The organism is Janthinobacterium amylolyticum (genome assembly GCF_051380655.1).
Lineage (GTDB): Bacteria > Pseudomonadota > Gammaproteobacteria > Burkholderiales > Burkholderiaceae_D > Janthinobacterium.
Map to the genome: position 1 here is coordinate 234,499 of NZ_JBNYXL010000002.1, position 19,773 is coordinate 254,271.

Below are 19,773 nucleotides of genomic sequence, written 5' to 3' on the forward strand. Positions count from 1 at the left end.
TTTGAAAACAGGCGCCGCGCGCGCCGGGGGGACGCTTTACTTAAAATTTTTACCCATTTTTTGCAGCGGCGGGCCAGCTGCGCCATGTTGGCAAAGGCCCATACCACCCATGAAGAAGAAAAAACCATGAACAAAACGCTGCTTGCACTCGCCCTTTCCACCTCCTTCACAGCCTTGACGGGCAGCCTGGCCCACGCGCAGGAGGCCAAGCCGGATAATGAAATCAGTTTCAACGTGGCCGGCGTGTCCGACTACCGCTACCGCGGCATTTCGCAGACGCGTTTGAAACCCGCGCTGCAGGGCGGTGCCGACTACGTCAACAATCCCACCGGCCTGTATGCGGGCGCCTGGGCCTCCACCATCAAGTGGACCAAGGACGCGGGCGGCAGCGGCGACGTGGAAGTGGACCTGTATGCGGGCAAGCGCGGCCAGTTGAACGACGCCATCGGCTACGACGTCGGCGTGCTGGCCTATGTGTATGCGGACAACGGCTTGAAGCATGTGGCCGGCCTGGCCGATGCGGATACGCAGGAAGTCTATGGCCAGTTGTCGTACGGCCCCGCCTACGTCAAATATTCGCATGCCGTCTCGAACCTGTTCGGCATCGTCAACAGCAAGAACAGCGCCTACCTGGACATCGGCGCGAATATCGACCTGACGAATGGCTGGATGGGCAACCTGCATGCGGGCCACCAGAAGGTGAAAAACAATGACGCATCGAGCTATACGGACTGGAAAGTGGGCATCACGCGCGACTTCGGTGTGGTTTCTGGCGCGCTGGCGGTGGTCGGCACGAATGCGGGCAAGACCGCCTACGCCTCGCCCGTGAATGGCAAATTCATGGGCAAGACGGCGCTGCTGCTGACGGTCAGCAAGACGTTTTAACTGGCTGAGTTGAGTGAACAGAAAGGCGGCGCCTGCGCCGCCTTTTTCGTGCCGGAAAGGATGCCAGGCCCGAGGGGCCTGGTGATCTACGCGGCGTGGGGATGGCTGTTAAAAACCGCGCAATACAGCTGCCCCAGGCTGACCACGCGGGCTGCGGGAATTTGCGCTGCCAGCGCGTAAGCGGCAGCCGTCTGCGTGTCTGTTGCCAGCAGCACGCGCAGTGACGGATTGGCGCTGCGCGCATGGGCGATGCGGCGCGCCAGGCCTGTCTGTGCGGCGGCGCCGACGTCACCGTCCAGCGGCACCACCAGCACGCGCGCGGCGCCCAGGGCCGAGCGGCTGCCCATGGAGTCGCGGCCTTCGCTGTCGATGACGATGTCGTGATAGCAGGTCACCAGGTGCTCCAGTTCCGGCTGCAAGCCCTTGGCGCTGATGGCGCGGGCCATCAGGCGGGGCGCGGCCACGCTGCCGCGCATGCCGCCGGCGCGCAGGTTCACGGCTTGCGCCAGGGCGGCCTGGCGCGGATCGGCGTCGAGCAGCAGCACCTTGCGTCCGGCCAGCGCGCGCGAAGCGGCCAGTCGTCCGGCCAGGATGGATTTTTCCATCCCGCCCCGTTCATCCGTGATGGCGATGATCATCTTGGCGCACGGCTGGCATGATATTAGCGGCGGAGACCAGCTGCAGCAGACAGCCTTCGTGCGGCGCCGCCTTGTCGGCGGCCGTCCACACGGGCAGTTGCATCAGCTGCTCCAGCGCATCGGCCAAGGCGGCCTGGCCGGCGGAAGACATGGGCGTCATCGGCAGACGCAAGGCGTTGTGCATCTTGCCCTGCATGGCCAGCGCCGCCTTGACGGGAGCGGGATTCGGTTCGGCAAACAGCAGGCGGATGACGGGCAGCATGGCCTTGAACAGGGCGCCGGCGGCGCCGTGGCGGCCGTGCCTGACGAGGTGGTACAGCTGCGCATACAGGTCGGGCCGCACTTGGGCGGCGGCCGACATGGCGCCATGGCCACCCATGGACAGGCTGGCCAGCAGCAGGGCATCGTCGCCGCACAGCACGTCCAGGCGCGTCTCGAGCAGCAGTTCGGCGAACTGCTGCAGCGAGCCGCCCGCTTCCTTGATGGCGACGAAGTGCGAGTCGCGCGCCAGCAGGGCGGCCGTGGCCGGCGAGATATTGACGCCCGTGCGCGCCGGTACGTTGTACAGCACGATGGACTGGTCGGTGGCGTTGGCGATGGCCTGGAAGTGGCGCACGATGCCGTCCTGCGATGGGCGCACATAGGCGGGCGCGGAGATCAGCAGGCCCGCCAGCGGGTGGTCGTTGTAGCGCTGTACCGTGGCGGCGACCTGGCGTGTATCGCTGCCGCCCACGCCCATGACGACGGGGAAGCGCGGGCCGACGGCTTCGAGCACGCTATCTAGCAGCATGCTCTGTTCATCGGCTGCCAGCATGGCCGCTTCGCCCGTGGTGCCGCAGACCACCAGGCCATCGATGCCGCTGGTGGCCAGGTCGCTGGCCAGCTGCTGGGCCGCATCGAGATCGAGTTCGCCGTCGCCGTCACGGAAAGGCGTGACCATCGGCACCCAGATGCCCTGGAAGTGCGCGGTGATGCGCGCTGAGGACATGGCGTGGTCGCAGGCATGCTGGTTCATGCGGATTTCCCCTGGCTGATGCGGCCAAATTCCGCCGCCGGCAACAGGCGCATGACGGCATCCATGGTCATGCGCAGGGCCGGTTCCGTCACGCACAGCCAGACTTTCATGCGTTCGGCATGGTCGACCGCCTCAATGCGCATGAACGACAGCATCGTGCCGCAGGTCTGTACGACGAGCTGGCGCAGCTGTGCCAGGCAGGCTTTGTCGACGGTGATATGCATGAGGAAAACGGGCAGGCGGGGATGGCGGCGGGGCAGTGCTTGTTGCGTGGTCGGGCGGGAGTGGGCTTCCATGGCGGCTTTGCAGCGGTGGTTGAGGTACGTTCAAGATTAGCAGCGGGGGCGTAAAGATGCTCTAAAAAGCGCGGCCGTTGGCGTAAACAGACTGTATGCGCCCGGTGCCCGGCTGTTGCGTGGATGCCCCGCGGGTATGCTTTTGTTACAAAATTGAATCGTGCTTTTGGAAGCAGGGGTTTATATTGAAAACGTCTCCGCTTTCAGTCAGCCCCGCCATGTCAGACGAAAAAGATCCCCAGCTTCCTCCTTCCTCCGATCCCGCAGCGCCGGCACGGCCAGACCGGGTGGGCCGCCGGGCACCCGATGACGAGCACCGCGCGCGCGACGCCGCGCCGCGCTACCTGAAGGATAACGACACGCCGCTGGCGCTGGCCTGGCGGGTGATTTCGTCGCGCTATCGTTCCATGCGGGACAAGGCCAGCCGCGACTTCATGCGGCGCACGCTGCGCATCGGCATTTCGGCGCGCATTTTCCACCCGGAGCCGGGCGCCACTGGCCTGCGCAGCAAGAATTTGCAGTACCTGGAAGAGTCGATCGCCCAGTGGGTCATGTCGCGCGACGTGCTGGTGTTCATGATCCCGACCGTCAATACCAGCGGCCTGCTACACCCGTCTAACATCACCCTGCGCCACTATGCGCGCCACCTGGATGGCCTGGTGCTGCAGGGCGGCGCCGATGTCTCGCCACAGACCTATTCCGAGACGGCCACGCGGCCCGAATGGAGCGGCGACCGCGCGCGCGACCTGTACGAGCTGGAACTGCTGCACGAATTCGTCGATGCGGGCAAACCCGTGCTGGGCATTTGCCGCGGTTGTCAATTGATTAATGTGGGCTTCGGCGGCACCCTGTACCAGGACATCGCCTCGGACGTGGAAGGCGCCACTTCGCACGTCAACGATCTGTACGACCGCCACCGCCATACCGTCGTCTTCCCGAAAGGCTCGTCGCTGGCCGGCATGTTCCCGAAGGCGGGTGAGGCGCTGGTCAATTCCATCCACCATCAGTCGGTCAAGGATCTGGGACGCGACATCACGGTGGAAGCGTATTCGCAGGGCGACAATATCGTCGAGGCCATCCGCTACCAGCGCGCGCGCTTCGTCATGGGCTTGCAGTGGCACCCGGAATTCCATTCGGCGGGCGGCGTCGAGCTGCTCGACTGCACGCCCATCCTGGATAACTTCCTGCGCGCGGCGCGCGAGACGCGCTTTTGAGTGCGCTGCTGATCCATCGGCGCAGCGTGCTGGCTGCCCTGCTGGCGCTACCCTTCACGGGGCTGCGCGCGGCGCCACGCCAGCGCGATGACGCGCTGGCGTTCGCGCTGACTTCCACTCTGCGCGCCCGCACGCTGAAGGCGCGGGTGGAGCCAGCCGTCGCAGAACAGGTGCGCAAGGCGGCGCGCAAGGATGCGGCGCGGCCCGTGCACCTGATGGCCGAGGTACGCACGGGCGGCTTGCTGAAAGGCGAAGGCGGACGCGAGACCAGCCAGCAGGCGCAGGAAGACTGGCGCCAGGCGCGCTTGCAGGCGCTGGCCTGGCGGCTGTCGGGCGAGATGCCCCATTTCGAGGCGTCGCGCCGGCTGGTGCTGGCCTGGACCAGCGGCTATCAGCCCTCGTTCAGCCCCGTCGACGAGACGGAGCTGGCCAGCCTGCTGATGGGCTTTGACCTGATACAGGAACGCCTGAATGGCGTGGAGCGTGAACAGGTGCGGGCTTTTTGCCGCACCCTGGCGCAGGGCTACCTGAGCGACCCGGTCAAGGTGGGCGGGCCGTCGACGGCGCGCAATAACTGGCATAGCCACCGCATCAAGATCGGCACGGCGGCCGCGTATGTCACGGGCGAGGCGCTGCTGATCGCGCGGGCGAAGGAGCGCTTCCTGGCGCATGTGCCGCGCAATATCGGTGCCGGCGGCGTGCCCTTTGATTTCGAGCAGCGCGACGCCCTGCACTACACCACATACAGCCTGGAGCCGCTGCTGACGACGGCGCTGATGGCGCGGGCGCACGGCGACGACTGGTATGGCGCGCCGGAAGCGCAACGCCTGGCCGAGGCGCTGGCCTGGCTGGCGCCGTATGCGCAGGGTAAAAAGACGCACGAGGAATTCGCGAAAAGCGCCGTGCCGTTCGACCGCAAGCGGGCGGCGGCAGGCGAGAAGGGCTTTACGGGGAACTGGGAAGCGAAGGGCGCCGCCAATGTGTACCTGCTGGCGGCGCGTTTCGATCCCGCCTACTTGCCGCTGGCGCTGGAGCTGCGCCCGCCAGCCTGGGCGCTGGCCTTGTACCGGGACTAGGGGGCTGGCCTAGAACTTCGTGCGCAGGGTGAACATCACATTGCGCGGCTCGCCATAGAAGCCGGTCTGGAACAGGCCCAGGCCCGTCATGTATTTTTTATCCAGCAGGTTGTTCACATTCAGGCTGGCCGTGACGTTCTTGCTGATCTCGTAGCGTGCCATCAGGTTGGCCAGGGCGTAGCTGCCTTGTTCGATGCGCGAATAGTCCTCGATGGCCGGATTCCAGATATTGCCGTAGTAGCCGCTCTGCCAGTTGATGCCGCCGCCCACGGTGATCTTGTCCAGTGACGCCGGCAGGCGCCAGCTGCCTTGTACGCGCACCAGGTGGGCCGGCTGCGTGGTTTGCAGCATGGTGGAAAACACTTGCTTGCCATCGGCGTCGCGGATGTGCGCGTAGGTGTAGCCGGCGCTCAGTTTCACGTCTTTGACCAATTCGCCCGTCACTTCCACTTCCACGCCGCGGCTGGTGATGCCGTCGATGGCCTGGTACGCTTCTTCGCCATTCACGCTGCCCACATAGCTGGCCACATTGCTCTGGCGTACCTGGTACAGGGCGGCGCTGGCGTTGACTCTGCCCTCGAGAAATTCAGCCTTCACGCCCGTTTCAACACCCTTGCCGCGCACGGGCGCGAGAAAATTGCGGTTCACGTCACGGTTGCTTTGCGGCGCGAAGATGCTGGTATAGCTGCCGAAAAGGGACCAGGTCTTGTCGAGGTCATACACGATGCCGGCATATGGCGTGATGACGTTGTTTTCCTCGATGCGCGACTGGATGCGCGCCGTGCCGCTGTCGAAGAAGGTGCGGTCCTGGTCCTGCCGGTAATTGCTCACGCGGGCGCCGACGATGACGGACAGCGCGTCAAGGGGACGCAGGCGCAGCGCGCCGTACAGGCCACTCTGGCGCGTGCTGTCGTTATCGTTGCCCAGGCGGGTAAATGCCGGTTCCGCGTACTGGCCGCGCCAGTCGAAATAGCTGCCTTCTACAGGCGGATAGATTGATTCATACACGGGACCGTCCTGCTTCGCGCTGGAATGGGAGTAGCCGAGCATGGCTTCATGCCGGCGGCCAAACGCGGTAAATGGTCCGCTGGCGTCGACATTGACGGTGCTCTGGCGGCGGTCGCCCTTGTATTTGCCCATGAAGAAATACGCGCCTTCGCCCGTGACGGGGTCGGGATTGCCGCCGCTGGCCGAACCGAGCACGCTGTCATGCTTGCTGCGCAGCTGGTTGGCGTTGATTTTGATTTTCCATTCGTTGGCGAAGGTGTGCTCCAGCGCGGCGAACAGGGTGGTGTTTTGCATGTCGCGCCGGCTCCAGTCTGTGGCCGGGTTCCACGAGGTGGGGAAATCGGTGCGCGAGCCGTCCGCCAGCAGCACGGGGAAACCTGTCCACGTCGAGCCGCGCGGCTTGTAGTTCTGGTGCGTGAAGCCGGCCGTCAGCAGGGTGACGGGTGTCAGGTCCGCCTCGATGATGCCGTAGGCGACGGATTTCTGCTGCGTGTAGCGGTCCAGGTAGGAGTGCTTGTCCTGGTAGGCGCCCACCAGGCGGGCGCGCACCGTGCGGCTGGCGTTCAAGGGACCGGCGACATCGACTTCGCCGCGGTAGTTGTCCCACGAGCCGGCACCCAGGGTGGCCGCGCCCGCGAATTCGGCGGTGGGGCGCTTGCGCACCATGTTGACGGTGGCCGACGGGTCGCCCGAGCCGCTCATCAGGCCAGTGGCGCCTTTCAGCACTTCGATGCGGTCGTAGATGGCCATGTCGCTGTTGGTCGTGCCCCAGTCGTACACGCCGTCATAGATGGCCGAGACGCCGTCGTACTGGAAATTGGTGACGGCAAAGCCGCGCGCCCAGAAGCTCCAGCGGTCGCTGTCGTAGTTCTGCACGTTGACGCCGTTGACGTTCTTCATGACGTCGGAGACGGCATTGCTGTTCTGGTCATCCATCTGCTGGCGCGTGACGATGGTCAGCGATTGCGGTGTTTCGCGCTGCGTCAGGGCCAGGCCCGTGGCGCCGCTGGCGGGGCCGCCCGTGTAGCTGCCCGTGCCGCCCGTGACGGCGCTGCGCTCGGCTGCCGCCACCACGGTGACGCCGCCCATGACGGCCACGCCTCGGCTGTCCGCCGTGGCAGCGCTGGCGGGGATTTTCTGCAGCAGGTAGCCGCCATTCGGCTGCGGCACGGCTTGCAGGCCGCTGCCGGCCAGCAGCACGCGGAAGCCATCGTGCACGGCATAACTGCCTTGCAGGCCGGCGCTGCGCAAGCCTTGCGCGGACTCGCTGGAGAATGACAACAAAATGGCGCTGTCGCTGCCGAAGCGCGTCAGCACGTCGCCCAGCGCACCGGCCGGGATGCTGTAGACGCGCACTTGCTGGCTTTGTGCCTGGGCCAGCGCCGGCAACGCCAGGGCCAGGCCGATCTGCGACAGGGCGCAGGCCAGGACGGTGCGGGTAAGGAGGGAACGCGAAGCGTGATGCATGGAATAAAACCTTTCGTGATTGCGCAAGATGGAGACTGCCTATCTTCCAGGTCACGCGAGCACGCCGAAACAGCTCACTTTGCAGAAAATTTAGTTCAGTGCGCCGCCAGTTCTATCCTGACGACTTGCCGGCCCCAGAAGCGCGTGACGGTATTGCGCCGCAGTTGCAGGCTGGCGCTGACGGCGTCGACGATGGCGTCAACGTCGGCCAGCGGGTAGGAGCCGGAGACGCGCAAGCCGGCGATGGCCGGCGCGCAGCCCAGCGGATGGTCGCTGTAGCGCGACAGCTCGGCGAGGAAATCGGCCAGGCGCATGTCGCGCGCCACCAGCATGCCATTCAGCCAGGCGCCGCCATATGGCGCCAGGGTCTGGCGGTGGGAGCTGGCGCTGTCGAAATGCGCGCCTTCGCCTGGATGCAGCACCAGGCGCTGGCCGCCGTCACCGGCCAGCACGGCGACGGCGCCTTCGAGCACGCCGGCGCTCGCATAGCCATCGTGCAGGCGCACCGTGAAGCGCGTGCCCAGCGCCTGCAGGCTGCCGTGCGGCGTGCCGACGAAGAAGGGGCGCTGCGCCGCATCCTTGCCGGTGGCGATGAAGATTTCGCCGGCCAGTAGCTGAATCTGGCGCTGCGCGCCGCTGTAGTCCACATTCACCGCGCTATGCGTGTTGAGCGTGAGCTGCGTGCCGTCGGCCAGGGTCACGACGCGGCGCTGGTTGACGCCCGTGCGGTAGTCGGCCGTCCAGCTACGCCACGGAGTGCGGCGTTCAAACGCATACAGCGAGGCGCCGCAAGCCAGCAGCAGGGCCAGGGTCTTGACGGCGTGGCGGCGCGGCGCGTTCGCCTGCACGCAGGCGCGCAGCAGGGTGGCGTGCGTGGCGGGCGGCAGGTGTTCATGCTGCGTCTGCAGCTGCCGCCACGCCTGCGTGGCGCTGCCGGCCCGCTGCAAATGGCGTTTCACGGTCGCCAGCGAGATGCCGAGCTGGCGCGCGATGTCTTCCTGCGGCAGTTCGTCGAGCTGGCGCAATAAGAAGGCGCGCTTGACGGGTGGCGGCAAGCCATCGAGCATGCGGTCGAGTTCAAACAGCGTGGCAAGCAGCAAGGTCCGTTCCTCGGGCGGCGGCGCATGCCGGGGCGGCAGCTGCGCCAGCACGTCGAGGTAAGCCTGTTCAAGTTTCTGGCGGCGGTAATGGTTGAACAGCACGCGCTGGGCCACGGTGGCGAGAAAGGCGCGCGGCTCGCGCGCGGCAACAGCGTCTTCGCGGTCGAGCAGGCGCAGGAAGGTATCGTGCGCCACATCGGCCGCGCTGGCGGTGCTGCCCAGCTTCTTGCGCAGCCAGCCTTGCAGCCAGCCGTGGTGGTCGGCGTACAGTGTCGCGATGTCCTGGCGGTGTAGCGGCTCTGCCAGCGGCATCGCATTCCCCTTGCATGGCCGGTCCGGGTGGACTGGTATTTTTAAACAATAATAAGAATCATTCTCACTTATTGTAACAAGCTGGGTAGGTGGCTGTAAATGCCGGTTGCGGCGCGGTGTGGTTTTTTGGGTTGAACAGCGCGTAGGCCGGATGAGGTCCGCAGGACCGTCATCCGGCAACATCGTTGGCCAGGCTTGTCGGATTACGCGGCTGCGCCGCTAATCCAACCTACGTTTCTGCGTTTTGAGGCTGAGCATCCTGCATAGCGTAGGCCGGATGAGGTCCGCAGGACCGTCATCCGGCAACATCGTTGGCCAGGCTTGTCGGATTACGCGGCTGCGCCGCTAATCCAACCTACGTTTTTACGTTTTGAGGCTGAGCATCCTGCAAAGCGTAGGTCGGATTAGTCCGCAGGACGTAATCCGACAACATTATTGGCCAGGCTTGTCGGATTACGCGGCTGCGCCGCTAAGCCGACCTACGTTTCTACGTTTTGAGGCTGAGTATCCTGCAAAGCGTAGGTCGGATTAGTCCGCAGGACGTAATCCGACAACATTGTTGGCCCGGCCGGTGGTGCTGTCGGATTACGCGGCGTACGTTTGCATGCTGTGCAGCGTCAGTAATTCATCGGTTCGCCTCGGAAGCAGCGGATCGCGGAATCGACCATGCCCTCGGCGCTGCCCTGCACATTGCGCTGCTTGCGCAGGTATTGTGCGTCGCTCCACTGCTTGGCCACGTCCGACAGGTGCTTCAGGGCTTGCGTGCTGCCCAGCGCCTCGGCGTGCGGTTCCATCTTGCGCAAGGTGGTCATGATGTCTTCGCGCAGCGACATGGTCTCGTAGGTTTTCGGATGCGTGATGGCGCCATCGAGGCCGAAGCGGCAAGCCTGGAAGCGGTTGTAGTTATAGACGAGGTAATCGTCTTCCACCGGCGGCGCTTCCTTCTGTTCCAGCAGGTAGCGGCACAGCGCCTGCAGGTAGGCGGCCAGCGCGGCGGCCCGTTCCACCGTCAGCGGCGTGTCGCACACGCGCAGCTCGATGGTGCCGAATTCCGGCTTGGGCCGGATATCCCAGTAAAAATCCTTCATGCTCTTGATGATGCCCGTGTTCTCCATCTTGGCGAAATACTCGTTGGAGAACTGCTCCCAGCTCAGGGTGAACGGCGCGCGTCCGCTCATCGGGAACGCGAACACGGAATTGAGGCGGGCCGAGTCGAACAGGGTGTCGCGCCCCTGCACGTAGGGCGAGGATGCCGACAGGGCGATGAAGTGGGGAATGTAGCGGTTCAGCGAGTGCAGCAGGAACATGGCGTCGTCGCCCGAGGCGCAGCCGATGTGCACGTGCTGGCCGAAGATGGTGAACTGCTTGGCCAGGTAGCCGTACAGTTCCGAGATTTCCTGGAAGCGGGGCTTGGAAAAGATCTTTTGCGACGACCATTGCTGGAACGGGTGCGTGCCGCCGCCAGCGATGCCGATATTGAGCTTGTCGCCGGCCGTGATCAGGGTGTCGCGGATTTCCTGCAGCTGTGCCAGCAGGGGGCCGTGATGCGTATGCACGCTCGAATTGATCTCGATCATGCTCTCGGTGATTTCCGGTGTCACGTTGCCGGGGAACGGTTTCTTGTTCAGCAGATGCAGCAGGTCGGGGCTGGCGGCCGTCAGGTCATAGTCCGACAGGTTCACCAGCTGCAGTTCGAGTTCGACGCCGAAAGTCAGCGCGGCCGATTGGCCAAAGGGTTCCAGCGGCATTTAGCGCTCCTTGATTTCGTGGGTTTCTTTTGCCAGCATCAGTACGCGCTGCACCAGTACGGGGCCGACCAGTTCCAGGCCCAGGGTGACGGCGGCCAGGGCATTCAATTCGTCGCCGAAGTTCACGCCGTGCTGGCGCGCGTGCTCCAGCAACAGGATGATGAAGACGGAGACGGGCGTGAGCGCCACGCCCGTCAGCACGCCCTTGCGCCAGGAAATGCCGCTGACATGCGAGAACGCGGCCACGCCGACGACTTTCGTCAGCAGGCGGCCGCCGACGACGGCCAGGGCCAGGCCCGCGCCGGCCGTCACGCTGGCCCATTCCAGGGTCGAGGCGGCGTACACGAACAGCAGCACCGTCAGCAATTCTCCCATGGCGCCGAAGTTGCGCTGGGCCTGGCTGAAGGCGACGCGGCGGTGGCGCGCCACCAGGCCGAAGGTGAGCGTGGCCAGCAGCGGCGACAGGCTGGTGGTGTAGGTCAGGGCGACGAGCAGCATCACCGACAGGGCGAAGGCCACGGTGGCGTCCTGCGCCATGTTGCCCAGGCGGCGCAGCATGGCCGGCACGACGATGCCGAAGACGGTGCCGGCGGCCACGGAAGCGGCCAGCACGGCGGCGCTGCTGCTGATCGCCTCGATCATGTCCGTCGAGCTCTGGAACATCCAGAAGCCGACGATGATGTTGAACATGAAGACGGCCAGCACGCAGTTCAGGGCCGTCAGGTGGACGATGCGTTCCGTCACCTGGCCCGAGCTGCGTTCCTCGTTAATCACGCGCATGATGGTAGCTGGCGAGGTGGACATGGCCAGCGATGCCAGCAGCAGCGCCGTCATCGAGGTCGAGCCGAATTCGATGCCGATGAAGTAGACGACGCCAAAGGTCAGGAAGGACTCGACCAGGCCCGTGACGGCGATCCAGGGATTGTTTTTCAGCCAGCGCAGGTTGATGCGGTAGCCGACCTCGAACAGGATCAGGCCGAAGGCCACGTCGGCCAGCACCAGCATGGGGCCGGCATCCGTCTGCGGCAGGATGCCGACCTGGGTTTGCGCCAGGATGAAACCGATCACGCCATAAAAACTGATGCGCGGCAGGCCAGTCCAGCGGTGACCGAATTCGCCGATGACCCAGGCCAGGGTAATGGCGAACGGCCAGGACAGGTCGGCGGCGATCGAGATCAGACTTTGCATGCTCATTCCTTTGAAATTGCGCTGGCACCGGCCGGCAGCATGGAGGCTGGCGCGGCAACGGCGTGGTGCAGCGATGGTGCATTGTTTGCGCAGCGCGTTGCGCCGATTCTACCGGAGCAGATGGCGCGCACGATGTGCGCAATCGAACAGTGCCACGGCCATGGCGGCCGGCCACAAGATGCAGCAGGGCGGGGCGGGCCAGTATCGCTGGCGCGCCGCCCGCGGCGGAGATGCTCCGCACGCTTGTTTCTACCGCAGTGTACGACATGGCGGCGGCAGGCCGCCATGGACTTTTTGTTGCGCGCTTTTATTTACTGAGCAAGCGCATGCCCCGTTCCAGCCCGTCGATCGACAGGGGGAACATGCGGTCGTTCATCAATTGCCGCATCACGCCGATGGACTGGCGGTACTGCCACAAGCCTTCCGCCTCGGGATTGAGCCAGATGAATTTCGGGAAGGCGCTGGTAAAACGCGCCAGCCAGGTGGAACCCGCTTCCTCGTTGTTGTATTCGACGCTGCCGCCCGGATGCAGGATTTCATACGGACTCATGGTGGCGTCGCCGACAAAAATCAGCTTGGTGTCGGGCGGATACTTGCGCAGCACGTCCCAGGTGGGAAAACGCTCGGCGTTGCGGCGGCGGTTGTTTTTCCATAAATAGTCATAGACGCAGTTATGGAAGTAAAAGAATTCCATGTTCTTGAATTCCGTCTTCGCCGCCGAGAACAGTTCTTCCGTGCGCTCGATATGGTCATCCATGCTGCCGCCCACGTCAAACAGCATCAGCACCTTGATGCGGTTCTTGCGCTCGGGACGCATCCTGATATCGAGATAGCCCGCGTTGTTGGCTGTCGCGGCGATGGTGGCGTCGAGCGCCAGTTCGTCTTCCGCGCCTTCGCGCGCGAATTTGCGCAGGCGGCGCAGCGCCACCTTGATATTGCGCGTGCCCAGTTCGCGCTCGCCGTCGTAGTCCTGGTAGCTGCGTGCTTCCCACACTTTCACGGCCGTGCGGTTGCCGCCCTTGCCGCCGATGCGGATGCCTTCCGGATTCGTGCCGCCATTGCCGAACGGCGAGGTGCCGCCCGTGCCGATCCACTTGCTGCCGCCTTCGTGGCGTTCCTTCTGCTCTTTCAGCAGCTCATTGAGACGGTCCATCAGCTTGTCGTAGCCGAATTTTTCCAGTTGCGCCTTTTGCTCCTCGGTCAGCTCGCGCTGCATGCGCTTCAACAGCCAGTCGAGCGGAATGGCCGCATTCGTGTCGAAGGCCGCGTTGACACCCTTGAAATACTGGCCGAAGGCGCGGTCGAACTTGTCGAAATGCGCTTCATCCTTGACCAGGGTCAGGCGCGACAGATAGTAGAAATCATCCATCGAGGCGCCGATGACGTTCTTTTGCAGCGCCTCAAGCAAGGTCAAAAATTCCTTGATGGAGACGGGAATCTTCGCATCCTTGAGGGTGAAGAAAAAGTCGATCAGCATGATGCTTCCTGTATCCCGGCGTCGCCGGCGCGCGGCAGGGCGGCGATGGGCCGCTGCGCCAGCTTGTAGCGCAAATGGGCGGCGATTTCCGGCCACTCGCCGCGCGTGATGCTGTACATGACCGTGTCGCGCACGGTGCCGTCGCGGCGCAGCGCGTGGTGGCGCAATACGCCATCCTTCTTCGCACCCAGGCGCTCAATGGCCGCCTGCGAGGCATGGTTGAAGTTATCGGTGCGCAGTCCCACCAGCGCGCAGCCCAGGGTCTCGAAGGCGTGCGTCAGCAACAACAGCTTGCAGGTGGTATTGACGTGGCTGCGCTGGCAGCGTTTGGCGTACCAGGTGTAGCCGATTTCCAGGCGTCCGATGGCGGGCACCACGTCATGGTAGCTGGTGGTGCCCAGCACCTCGCCGCTGGCCGTGTCGATGACGGCAAAGGCGAAGCGCGAGGGGCGCATCTCGATGCCCTTGAAGATGTACTGCTCCACCTGGTCCGGCTCGGGCACCGAGGTGACGCGCAGGTTCCACAGCGCGCCATCCATGGCCGCCGCGCGCAGGCCGGGGGCGTGGTGCGGCGCCAGCGCTTCGAGGCGGATGCCGTGCAGTTCCAGGGGAACAAAGACCTGGTCCGGGCTGATGTCGTTCATCGCCGTGCCCTAGCGGTTGGTGCGCGACATGAACATCAGGCGCTCGAACAGGTGCACGTCCTGTTCGTTCTTCAGCAGTGCGCCGTGCAGGGGCGGCACGATGGTCTTGCTGTCCTTGCTGCGCAAGGCTTCGGCAGGAATGTCTTCGGCCAGCAGGAGTTTCAGCCAGTCGAGGAATTCCGACGTCGACGGTTTTTTCTTCAGGCCCGGCACGTCGCGCACCTCGTAGAAGGTTTGCAGCGCCTGCGCCAGCAATTCCTGTTTCAGGTGCGGGTAGTGGACGGCGACGATCTGCTCCATCGTGTCCTTGTCCGGGAATTTGATGTAATGGAAGAAGCAGCGGCGCAAAAAGGCGTCCGGCAATTCCTTCTCGTTGTTGGAGGTGATGATGACCAGCGGGCGGTGGCGCGCCGTGACCATTTCGCGCGTTTCATACACATAGAATTCCATGCGGTCGAGTTCGCGCAGCAGATCGTTGGGGAATTCGATGTCGGCCTTGTCGATTTCATCGATCAGTAGCACCACCGGCTCGGGCGCCGTGAAGGCTTGCCACAGCACGCCCTTGACGATGTAGTTCTGGATGTCGCGCACGCGCTCGTCGCCCAGCTGCGAATCGCGCAGGCGCGAGACGGCGTCGTATTCGTACAGGCCCTGCTGCGCCTTGGTGGTCGATTTGATATGCCACTGCATCAGCGGCATGTTCAGCGCGGCCGCCACTTCCTCGGCCAGCATGGTCTTGCCGGTGCCGGGCTCGCCCTTGATCAGCAGCGGGCGCTGCAGGGTCAGCGCCGCATTCACGGCCAGTTTCAGGTCGGCGGTGGCGACATAGCTGTCGGAACCTTCAAAGCGTTGGCCTTGCTGGGGGTGCTGTGCTTGCATGAGCGGTCTGCCAAAGTAGGGAAAGGACAAGTATAAACAGAACTGTGGCGCACTGCCACGCGGGCGGCCTGTGCCCGCCTGCGACAGTGGATTTTTTGTGAGTGGACTTGCAAGAACATCTTGGTTAGAATCGGCAATTAACAGTTTAATTGTCAACATTTAAAGTCAACACATAAAATCAAAAAAAACCAGCTCTGGCGTTTCTCCGATCACCTTTGTTCACTTTGCCACTATGAAAAAAATATTTGCACTTCTCGTGCTTGCCGGCATCGCCAATGCCGTCACTGCGGCTGACATTGTAGGAAACGCCAAGGCAGCCACTGCCAAGGTGGAAATGTGTATCGGCTGCCACGGCATCCCCGGCTACAAGGCGACCTTCCCCGAAGTTTTCCAGGTGCCGATGATCGGCGGCCAGCCCGCCAAATACATCGAGAATGCGCTGCAAGCCTACAAGAAGGGCGACCGCAAGCATCCCAGCATGAAGGGGATCGCCGCCAGCCTGTCGGACCAGGATATCGCCGACGTCGCCGCCTATTATGCGCAACAAGCCAAGTCGAACTGAGGACTAGCCAGATGAAAAAACTACTCGCCGCCCTGGTGTGCGCCACTGTCTCGTTCGGCGCCAGCGCCGCCGGCAATATCAACACCGGCAAGGCTCTGGCGGAAAAATACAGCTGCGCCACGTGCCACGGCAAGGATTACGGCTCGCCCATCGACCCTTCCTATCCGAAGCTGGCAGGCCAGCACCGGGACTACCTGGAGCATGCGCTGACCGCCTACAAGCGGGGCGACAAGGCCAACGGCCGCAACAATGCCATCATGGCGGGCCAGGTAAAACCGCTGACCAACCAGGACATCAAGGACCTGGCCGCCTACTTCCACAGCTTGCCAGGCACCCTGGTGACGCACCGCTGACGGTAGCGCCGCTTCAGGCTTTCAGGCCCACCCGCCGCGCCAGCTTGTGCAAATTGCTGGCGTCCAGCCCCAGCTGGCGCGCCGCGGCGGCCCAGTTGTCCTGATGCAGGGCCAGCGCGTGGCGGATCGCCTGTCGCTGGCTCGCTTCCACCACCTGATGCATGGTCAATAGCGGTATTTGCCCCCCTTCGGCAGGCGCTGGCACTCCGGCGTGCTGGCCCGTGCCCACCGGCGTGTCCAGCGCATCGAGGTCGAGCATGTCCGTTTCCAGCGTCACAATCTCCTTGCGGTCCGCGCCGCGGATCACGGCTTTCAACGCGGCCCGGCTGATCACATGTTCGAGTTCACGCACATTGCCCGGCCAGCGGTAGTGGCATAGGGCATCCTGCGCGGCGGCGGACAGGCGCAGGCTGCGCAGGCCCAGGCGCGCGCGGTTCAGTTCCAGGAAGCGCCCGGCCAGCAGCAGCACGTCTTGGCCCCGCTCGCGCAGCGGCGGAATCGGCACAGGATACACGGACAGGCGGTGGTACAGGTCGGCGCGGAACGTGCCGTCGCGCACATGCTCGCGCAAGCTGCGGTTGGTGGCGGCGATCACGCGCACGTTGACGCGGCGCGGCCGGTCCGCGCCCAGGCGCTGGATTTCGCCATTTTGCAGGGTGCGCAGCAGCTTGGCCTGTATTGACAGCGGCAATTCCCCCACTTCATCGAGGAACAGGGTGCCCCCTTCGGCCGCCTCGAAACGCCCGGGCCGGTCGCTGACGGCGCCGGAAAACGCGCCGCGCACGTGGCCGAACAATTCGCTTTCGGCCAGCGATTCCGGCAAGGCGGCGCAGTTGACGTGGATCAGGGGCTTGCCGGCACGGCGCGACAGGCGGTGCAGCCGGTGCGCGCACAGCTCCTTGCCCACGCCCGTTTCCCCCAGCAGCAGCACCGGCAGCTCGGCATCGGCCACCACGCGCAGCTCGTGCAGCAACTGCGTGATGGCACCGCTCTGGCCGACGAAATCGCTGTCCTCATGCTGCGCATCCGCGCTCGGCGCCACCGCGCCGCCGGACAGGCGCAGGGCACGGATTTCCGCTTCCAGCCGCGTGACGCGCACGGCCGCCTCGATGGCGCAAGCCAGTTCGCCCAGTGCACGCTGCGCCTGCGTATCGAAGGTGCCTACCCGCAGGGCGTCGAGCGTGATCACGCCCCAGCGCTCCCCTTCCAGATCCAGCGCCATGCCCATGCAGTCGTGCACGGGCAGCGGCTCGCCGGCCCGCTCGGCGACCAGGCCGTCATACGGGTCGGGCAGGGCACTGTCGTGATGGAAGCACAGCACGCCGCGCCGTTGCAGGATGGCGGCCAGGCGCGGATGGTCGGCGATGGCGAAGCGGCGTCCCAGCGCATCGCTGCTCAGGCCTGCCATCGCCACCGGGCGCAGGTGTTCGCCATCGAGCTTGAGCAAGGCCACGGCTTCGCAGCCGAAGTGCGCGCGCAGGCTGCCCACCAGGCGCTGCAGGCGCACGGCCACGGGCAGGTCGGCGACCAGGTCGGTGAGCAGCAGCAGGTGGATGGCGGTGGTGGTCATCATGACCATGCAGGGTACAACGGACCCTGTTTCAGCGGGGTCATTATGACCATGCGATTTTCAAATCATTGATTTAAAACAAGTTTTTCCTGGCATGTGGCTTGCGTAGTCAAGTAGGCCGAACCGGCATACAAGAACAAGGAATGCTTGATGAAAACGATACCTACCCTTAGCGCCATCGCCGCCGCCATCTGCGTGCTGGCTTTGCCCCTGTCCGCCGAGGCGGCACCGACAGCCGCCGCAAAGGCCGGCGCGCCAGTTTCCGCCACCGCCGCCACGCTCAAGCGCTATGAACTGCAAACGAATATTGTCGATGGCAAGATGGTCTTCATCGATGCCAAGGGCCAGGTCAATCCGGTGCTGGCGGCCAATACCGGAGACACGCTGGAACTCGTGCTGAAAAGCGGCGAAGGCGCCGAGCACGATTTTCTGATCCCGGAACTGCATGTCGCGTCGAGCAAATTCAGCGCCAATACGGGCAGCACCACCGTGCGCTTCAAGGTCACGCGCGCCGGCACGTTCACCTATTATTGCTCGATTCCCGGCCACCGGCAGATCGGCATGGAAGGCAAGCTGGAAGTGAGCGGCGCGCCGCTGGCCGAAGCGGCCGCGCCGACGGCCGCTGGCGCCGGCAATGCGGCCAGCGAGTCCAGCCAGGCCGCGCTGGCCCTGTACACGCCGGCGCCATCGCCGATGCGCGGCCCCGACCCGGCGGCCGTCAGCGTGGCAGCCAATCCCGCCTCGGTGCCGGCCGCCATCGGCGCACGCGCGCCGCAGACCCTGAAATACCGCATGGAGACGGTGGAGCTGCCGGGCAAGCTCGATGACGGCACCAGTTTTACCTACTGGACCTTCAACCGGCAAGTGCCCGGCCCCATGCTGCGCGCCCGGGTCGGCGACACGGTGGAGCTGACCCTGTTCAATGCCAGGGACAGCAAGATGATCCACTCGATCGACCTGCATGCGGTGACGGGCGGCCATGGCGGCGGCCAGCACACGCAGGTGGCGCCGGGGCAGGAAAAAACCGTCACCTTCAAGGCGCTCAATCCGGGCCTGTATGTGTATCACTGCGCCACGCCGCTGGTGCCGCAGCATATCGCGGCCGGCATGTACGGCATGATCCTGGTCGAACCGGAAGGTGGCTTGTCGAAGGTCGACCGCGAGTACTACGTGATGCAGGGCGAGATGTACACGGGCCGGCCGCACGGCGCGCCCGTGCACCAGGAACCGAACCTGGAAAAGATGGCCAATGAGCTGCCCGACTACTACGTCTTCAATGGCGAAGTGGGCGCGTTGAGCAAGACGCACAAACTGCAGGCGAAAGTCGGCGAAACCGTGCGCATCTACTTTGGCGTCGGCGGCCCGAACAAGATTTCATCGTTCCACATCATCGGCGAGATCTTTGACAAGGTGTACAGCGAAGGCTCGATCAGCAGCCCGAAACACGATGTGCAAACCACCCTCGTGGCACCGGGCGGCGCCACCATCGTCGAACTCAAGGTGCAGCATCCGGGCAGCTATCTGCTGGTCGACCATGCGCTGTCGCGCGCCGGCAAGGGCGCCGTGGGCGTGCTGGAAGTGACGGGCGAACCCGTGCCCGGCGTCTACCGCGCCGGCGCCGTTCAATAACACCACCACATTCATCATCAAGGAGCATCTATGGAAATGATCGACCAATCGCTGGGCCAGCTGGCCCGCCGCATCCCCGGCGCCACGCGCCTGTTCGATGCGCACCGCCTGGATTTTTGCTGTGGCGGCAACAAGACCCTGCGCGCGGCCGCCGAAGCGGCGGGCGTCGACACGGCGCCCATCGTCAAGGAGCTGCAGCTGCTGCAAGCGCGCGACGATACGCACGGCGAACCTGACTGGCAGAATGCGCCCGCGCCCGAGCTGGTGCAGCACATCCTGGCGCGCTACCACGCCGTGCACCGCGAGCAGCTGCCCGAGCTGATCCGCCTGGCGCGCAAGGTGGAGCAGGTGCACGGCGGCCGCGCCGACTGTCCGCACGGCCTGGCCGAACACCTGTCGGCCATGGCGCAGGAGCTGGAAAGCCATATGCGCAAGGAGGAAGACGTGCTGTTCCCCATGATCGTGCGCGGCCAGGGCCCGCGGGCCGGCGCGCCCATCAACGTGATGCGCATGGAGCACGACGAGCATGGCGTGGCCTTGCGCGCGCTGGAGGACATGACCAACGGCATCTGCGCGCCGGCCGGCGCCTGCACCACCTGGCGCGCGCTGTACACGGGTCTGCGCACCTTCCGCGAAGACCTGATGGCGCACATCCATACCGAAAACAATATCCTGTTCGAGCGCTTTGCGCCGGCCGTGGTGCACTGACAAA

At 64.5% G+C, this 19,773-nt stretch carries 18 protein-coding genes and 1 pseudogene; 7 read left to right on the forward strand and 12 right to left on the reverse strand.

The features are described from left to right. Nucleotides 1-126: 126 nt before the first annotated feature. Nucleotides 127-885, forward strand: coding sequence for a TorF family putative porin (locus ACQ4WR_RS04605; RefSeq protein ID WP_436485615.1), 759 nt, complete (start codon nucleotides 127-129; stop codon nucleotides 883-885). A gap of 86 nt (nucleotides 886-971) precedes the next feature. On the opposite strand, the gene ACQ4WR_RS04610 is transcribed toward ACQ4WR_RS04605, so the two are convergent. The 3 genes from ACQ4WR_RS04610 to ACQ4WR_RS04620 are packed head-to-tail and all read right to left on the reverse strand — an operon-like array spanning nucleotide 972 to nucleotide 2,834. Continuing rightward, the gene (locus ACQ4WR_RS04610; RefSeq protein ID WP_436485617.1) at nucleotides 972-1,523 is read right to left on the reverse strand and encodes a division plane positioning ATPase MipZ; all 552 of its coding nucleotides are present in this window, start codon (nucleotides 1,521-1,523) and stop codon (nucleotides 972-974) included. Further along, nucleotides 1,501-2,538, reverse strand: a complete 1,038-nt coding sequence (gene dapA / locus ACQ4WR_RS04615; RefSeq protein WP_436485619.1) for a 4-hydroxy-tetrahydrodipicolinate synthase — start codon at nucleotides 2,536-2,538, stop codon at nucleotides 1,501-1,503. The genes ACQ4WR_RS04610 and dapA overlap by 23 nt, the downstream gene beginning before the upstream one ends. After that, nucleotides 2,535-2,834 (reverse strand): hypothetical protein, encoded by a 300-nt coding sequence (locus ACQ4WR_RS04620; protein WP_436485621.1) that lies wholly within the window; start codon nucleotides 2,832-2,834, stop codon nucleotides 2,535-2,537. Before ACQ4WR_RS04620 ends, dapA begins: the two co-directional genes overlap by 4 nt. A gap of 218 nt (nucleotides 2,835-3,052) precedes the next feature. Between ACQ4WR_RS04620 and ACQ4WR_RS04625 the strand changes: the two genes are divergently transcribed. Together ACQ4WR_RS04625 and ACQ4WR_RS04630 are read left to right on the forward strand one after the other, a co-directional pair. Beyond that, nucleotides 3,053-4,048, forward strand: coding sequence for a gamma-glutamyl-gamma-aminobutyrate hydrolase family protein (locus tag ACQ4WR_RS04625; protein WP_180979449.1), 996 nt, complete (start codon nucleotides 3,053-3,055; stop codon nucleotides 4,046-4,048). Then, nucleotides 4,045-5,124 carry an alginate lyase family protein gene (locus ACQ4WR_RS04630; RefSeq protein WP_436485623.1) on the forward strand — a complete coding sequence of 360 codons (1,080 nt, stop codon included), beginning with the start codon at nucleotides 4,045-4,047 and terminating at the stop codon, nucleotides 5,122-5,124. Before ACQ4WR_RS04625 ends, ACQ4WR_RS04630 begins: the two co-directional genes overlap by 4 nt. A 9-nt stretch (nucleotides 5,125-5,133) precedes the next feature. Here ACQ4WR_RS04630 and ACQ4WR_RS04635 read toward each other — a convergent pair whose 3' ends face one another. The 8 genes and pseudogenes from ACQ4WR_RS04635 to ACQ4WR_RS04670 form a co-directional block, all read right to left on the reverse strand. Further along, nucleotides 5,134-7,599: a TonB-dependent siderophore receptor gene (locus ACQ4WR_RS04635; RefSeq protein ID WP_436485624.1), complete on the reverse strand. Its 2,466-nt coding sequence runs from the start codon at nucleotides 7,597-7,599 to the stop codon at nucleotides 5,134-5,136. A 95-nt stretch (nucleotides 7,600-7,694) separates the two neighbouring features. Then, nucleotides 7,695-8,447 carry a FecR family protein gene (locus ACQ4WR_RS04640; protein ID WP_436486099.1) on the reverse strand — a complete coding sequence of 251 codons (753 nt, stop codon included), beginning with the start codon at nucleotides 8,445-8,447 and terminating at the stop codon, nucleotides 7,695-7,697. Between the two features lie 81 nt (nucleotides 8,448-8,528). Beyond that, nucleotides 8,529-9,011 (reverse strand): annotated as a pseudogene (locus ACQ4WR_RS04645) (sigma-70 family RNA polymerase sigma factor); the annotation flags it as partial. A gap of 617 nt (nucleotides 9,012-9,628) precedes the next feature. Beyond that, nucleotides 9,629-10,759 (reverse strand): YbdK family carboxylate-amine ligase, encoded by a 1,131-nt coding sequence (locus tag ACQ4WR_RS04650; protein WP_102295486.1) that lies wholly within the window; start codon nucleotides 10,757-10,759, stop codon nucleotides 9,629-9,631. Beyond that, nucleotides 10,760-11,947, reverse strand: coding sequence for a cation:proton antiporter (locus tag ACQ4WR_RS04655; protein ID WP_180979448.1), 1,188 nt, complete (start codon nucleotides 11,945-11,947; stop codon nucleotides 10,760-10,762). 307 nt (nucleotides 11,948-12,254) lie between these two features. Further along, nucleotides 12,255-13,424, reverse strand: coding sequence for a vWA domain-containing protein (locus ACQ4WR_RS04660; RefSeq protein WP_436485626.1), 1,170 nt, complete (start codon nucleotides 13,422-13,424; stop codon nucleotides 12,255-12,257). Continuing rightward, nucleotides 13,418-14,068, reverse strand: a complete 651-nt coding sequence (locus tag ACQ4WR_RS04665) for a GNAT family N-acetyltransferase (RefSeq protein ID WP_436485628.1) — start codon at nucleotides 14,066-14,068, stop codon at nucleotides 13,418-13,420. Before ACQ4WR_RS04665 ends, ACQ4WR_RS04660 begins: the two co-directional genes overlap by 7 nt. A gap of 9 nt (nucleotides 14,069-14,077) precedes the next feature. Beyond that, nucleotides 14,078-14,947 carry an AAA family ATPase gene (locus ACQ4WR_RS04670; protein ID WP_102295479.1) on the reverse strand — a complete coding sequence of 290 codons (870 nt, stop codon included), beginning with the start codon at nucleotides 14,945-14,947 and terminating at the stop codon, nucleotides 14,078-14,080. Between the two features lie 232 nt (nucleotides 14,948-15,179). On the opposite strand from ACQ4WR_RS04670, the gene ACQ4WR_RS04675 reads away from it, so the two are divergent. Both ACQ4WR_RS04675 and ACQ4WR_RS04680 read left to right on the forward strand, forming a co-directional pair. Continuing rightward, entirely contained in the window at nucleotides 15,180-15,509 is a 330-nt protein-coding gene (locus ACQ4WR_RS04675) for a c-type cytochrome (RefSeq protein ID WP_102295477.1), read from the forward strand. 11 nt (nucleotides 15,510-15,520) lie between these two features. Then, complete coding sequence (locus ACQ4WR_RS04680; protein WP_102295476.1) at nucleotides 15,521-15,862, forward strand: c-type cytochrome; 342 nt, start codon at nucleotides 15,521-15,523, stop codon at nucleotides 15,860-15,862. A 13-nt stretch (nucleotides 15,863-15,875) separates the two neighbouring features. Here the strand turns inward: ACQ4WR_RS04680 and norR are convergent, their stop codons facing one another. Next, nucleotides 15,876-17,432 (reverse strand): nitric oxide reductase transcriptional regulator NorR, encoded by a 1,557-nt coding sequence (gene norR / locus ACQ4WR_RS04685; protein ID WP_436486100.1) that lies wholly within the window; start codon nucleotides 17,430-17,432, stop codon nucleotides 15,876-15,878. 150 nt (nucleotides 17,433-17,582) lie between these two features. Between norR and nirK the strand changes: the two genes are divergently transcribed. Beyond that, entirely contained in the window at nucleotides 17,583-19,061 is a 1,479-nt protein-coding gene (nirK, locus tag ACQ4WR_RS04690) for a copper-containing nitrite reductase (RefSeq protein ID WP_436485630.1), read from the forward strand. Between the two features lie 30 nt (nucleotides 19,062-19,091). Continuing rightward, a complete protein-coding gene (gene ytfE, locus ACQ4WR_RS04695; protein WP_436485632.1) occupies nucleotides 19,092-19,769 on the forward strand; it encodes an iron-sulfur cluster repair protein YtfE in 678 nt (225 codons plus the stop codon). Nucleotides 19,770-19,773 lie beyond the last annotated feature (4 nt).

Coding starts and splice junctions, on each gene's coding strand:
- ACQ4WR_RS04675 (WP_102295477.1), top strand. CDS start 15,180: ATGAAAAAAATATTTGCACTTCTCGTGCTTGCCGGCATCGCCAATGCC.
- ACQ4WR_RS04680 (WP_102295476.1), top strand. CDS start 15,521: ATGAAAAAACTACTCGCCGCCCTGGTGTGCGCCACTGTCTCGTTCGGC.
- ACQ4WR_RS04610 (WP_436485617.1), bottom strand. CDS start 1,523: ATGATCATCGCCATCACGGATGAACGGGGCGGGATGGAAAAATCCATC.
- norR (WP_436486100.1), bottom strand. CDS start 17,432: ATGACCACCACCGCCATCCACCTGCTGCTGCTCACCGACCTGGTCGCC.
- ACQ4WR_RS04650 (WP_102295486.1), bottom strand. CDS start 10,759: ATGCCGCTGGAACCCTTTGGCCAATCGGCCGCGCTGACTTTCGGCGTC.
- ACQ4WR_RS04660 (WP_436485626.1), bottom strand. CDS start 13,424: ATGCTGATCGACTTTTTCTTCACCCTCAAGGATGCGAAGATTCCCGTC.
- dapA (WP_436485619.1), bottom strand. CDS start 2,538: ATGAACCAGCATGCCTGCGACCACGCCATGTCCTCAGCGCGCATCACC.
- ACQ4WR_RS04670 (WP_102295479.1), bottom strand. CDS start 14,947: ATGCAAGCACAGCACCCCCAGCAAGGCCAACGCTTTGAAGGTTCCGAC.
- ACQ4WR_RS04665 (WP_436485628.1), bottom strand. CDS start 14,068: ATGAACGACATCAGCCCGGACCAGGTCTTTGTTCCCCTGGAACTGCAC.
- ytfE (WP_436485632.1), top strand. CDS start 19,092: ATGGAAATGATCGACCAATCGCTGGGCCAGCTGGCCCGCCGCATCCCC.
- ACQ4WR_RS04620 (WP_436485621.1), bottom strand. CDS start 2,834: ATGGAAGCCCACTCCCGCCCGACCACGCAACAAGCACTGCCCCGCCGC.
- nirK (WP_436485630.1), top strand. CDS start 17,583: ATGAAAACGATACCTACCCTTAGCGCCATCGCCGCCGCCATCTGCGTG.
- ACQ4WR_RS04635 (WP_436485624.1), bottom strand. CDS start 7,599: ATGCATCACGCTTCGCGTTCCCTCCTTACCCGCACCGTCCTGGCCTGC.
- ACQ4WR_RS04655 (WP_180979448.1), bottom strand. CDS start 11,947: ATGCAAAGTCTGATCTCGATCGCCGCCGACCTGTCCTGGCCGTTCGCC.
- ACQ4WR_RS04625 (WP_180979449.1), top strand. CDS start 3,053: ATGTCAGACGAAAAAGATCCCCAGCTTCCTCCTTCCTCCGATCCCGCA.
- ACQ4WR_RS04605 (WP_436485615.1), top strand. CDS start 127: ATGAACAAAACGCTGCTTGCACTCGCCCTTTCCACCTCCTTCACAGCC.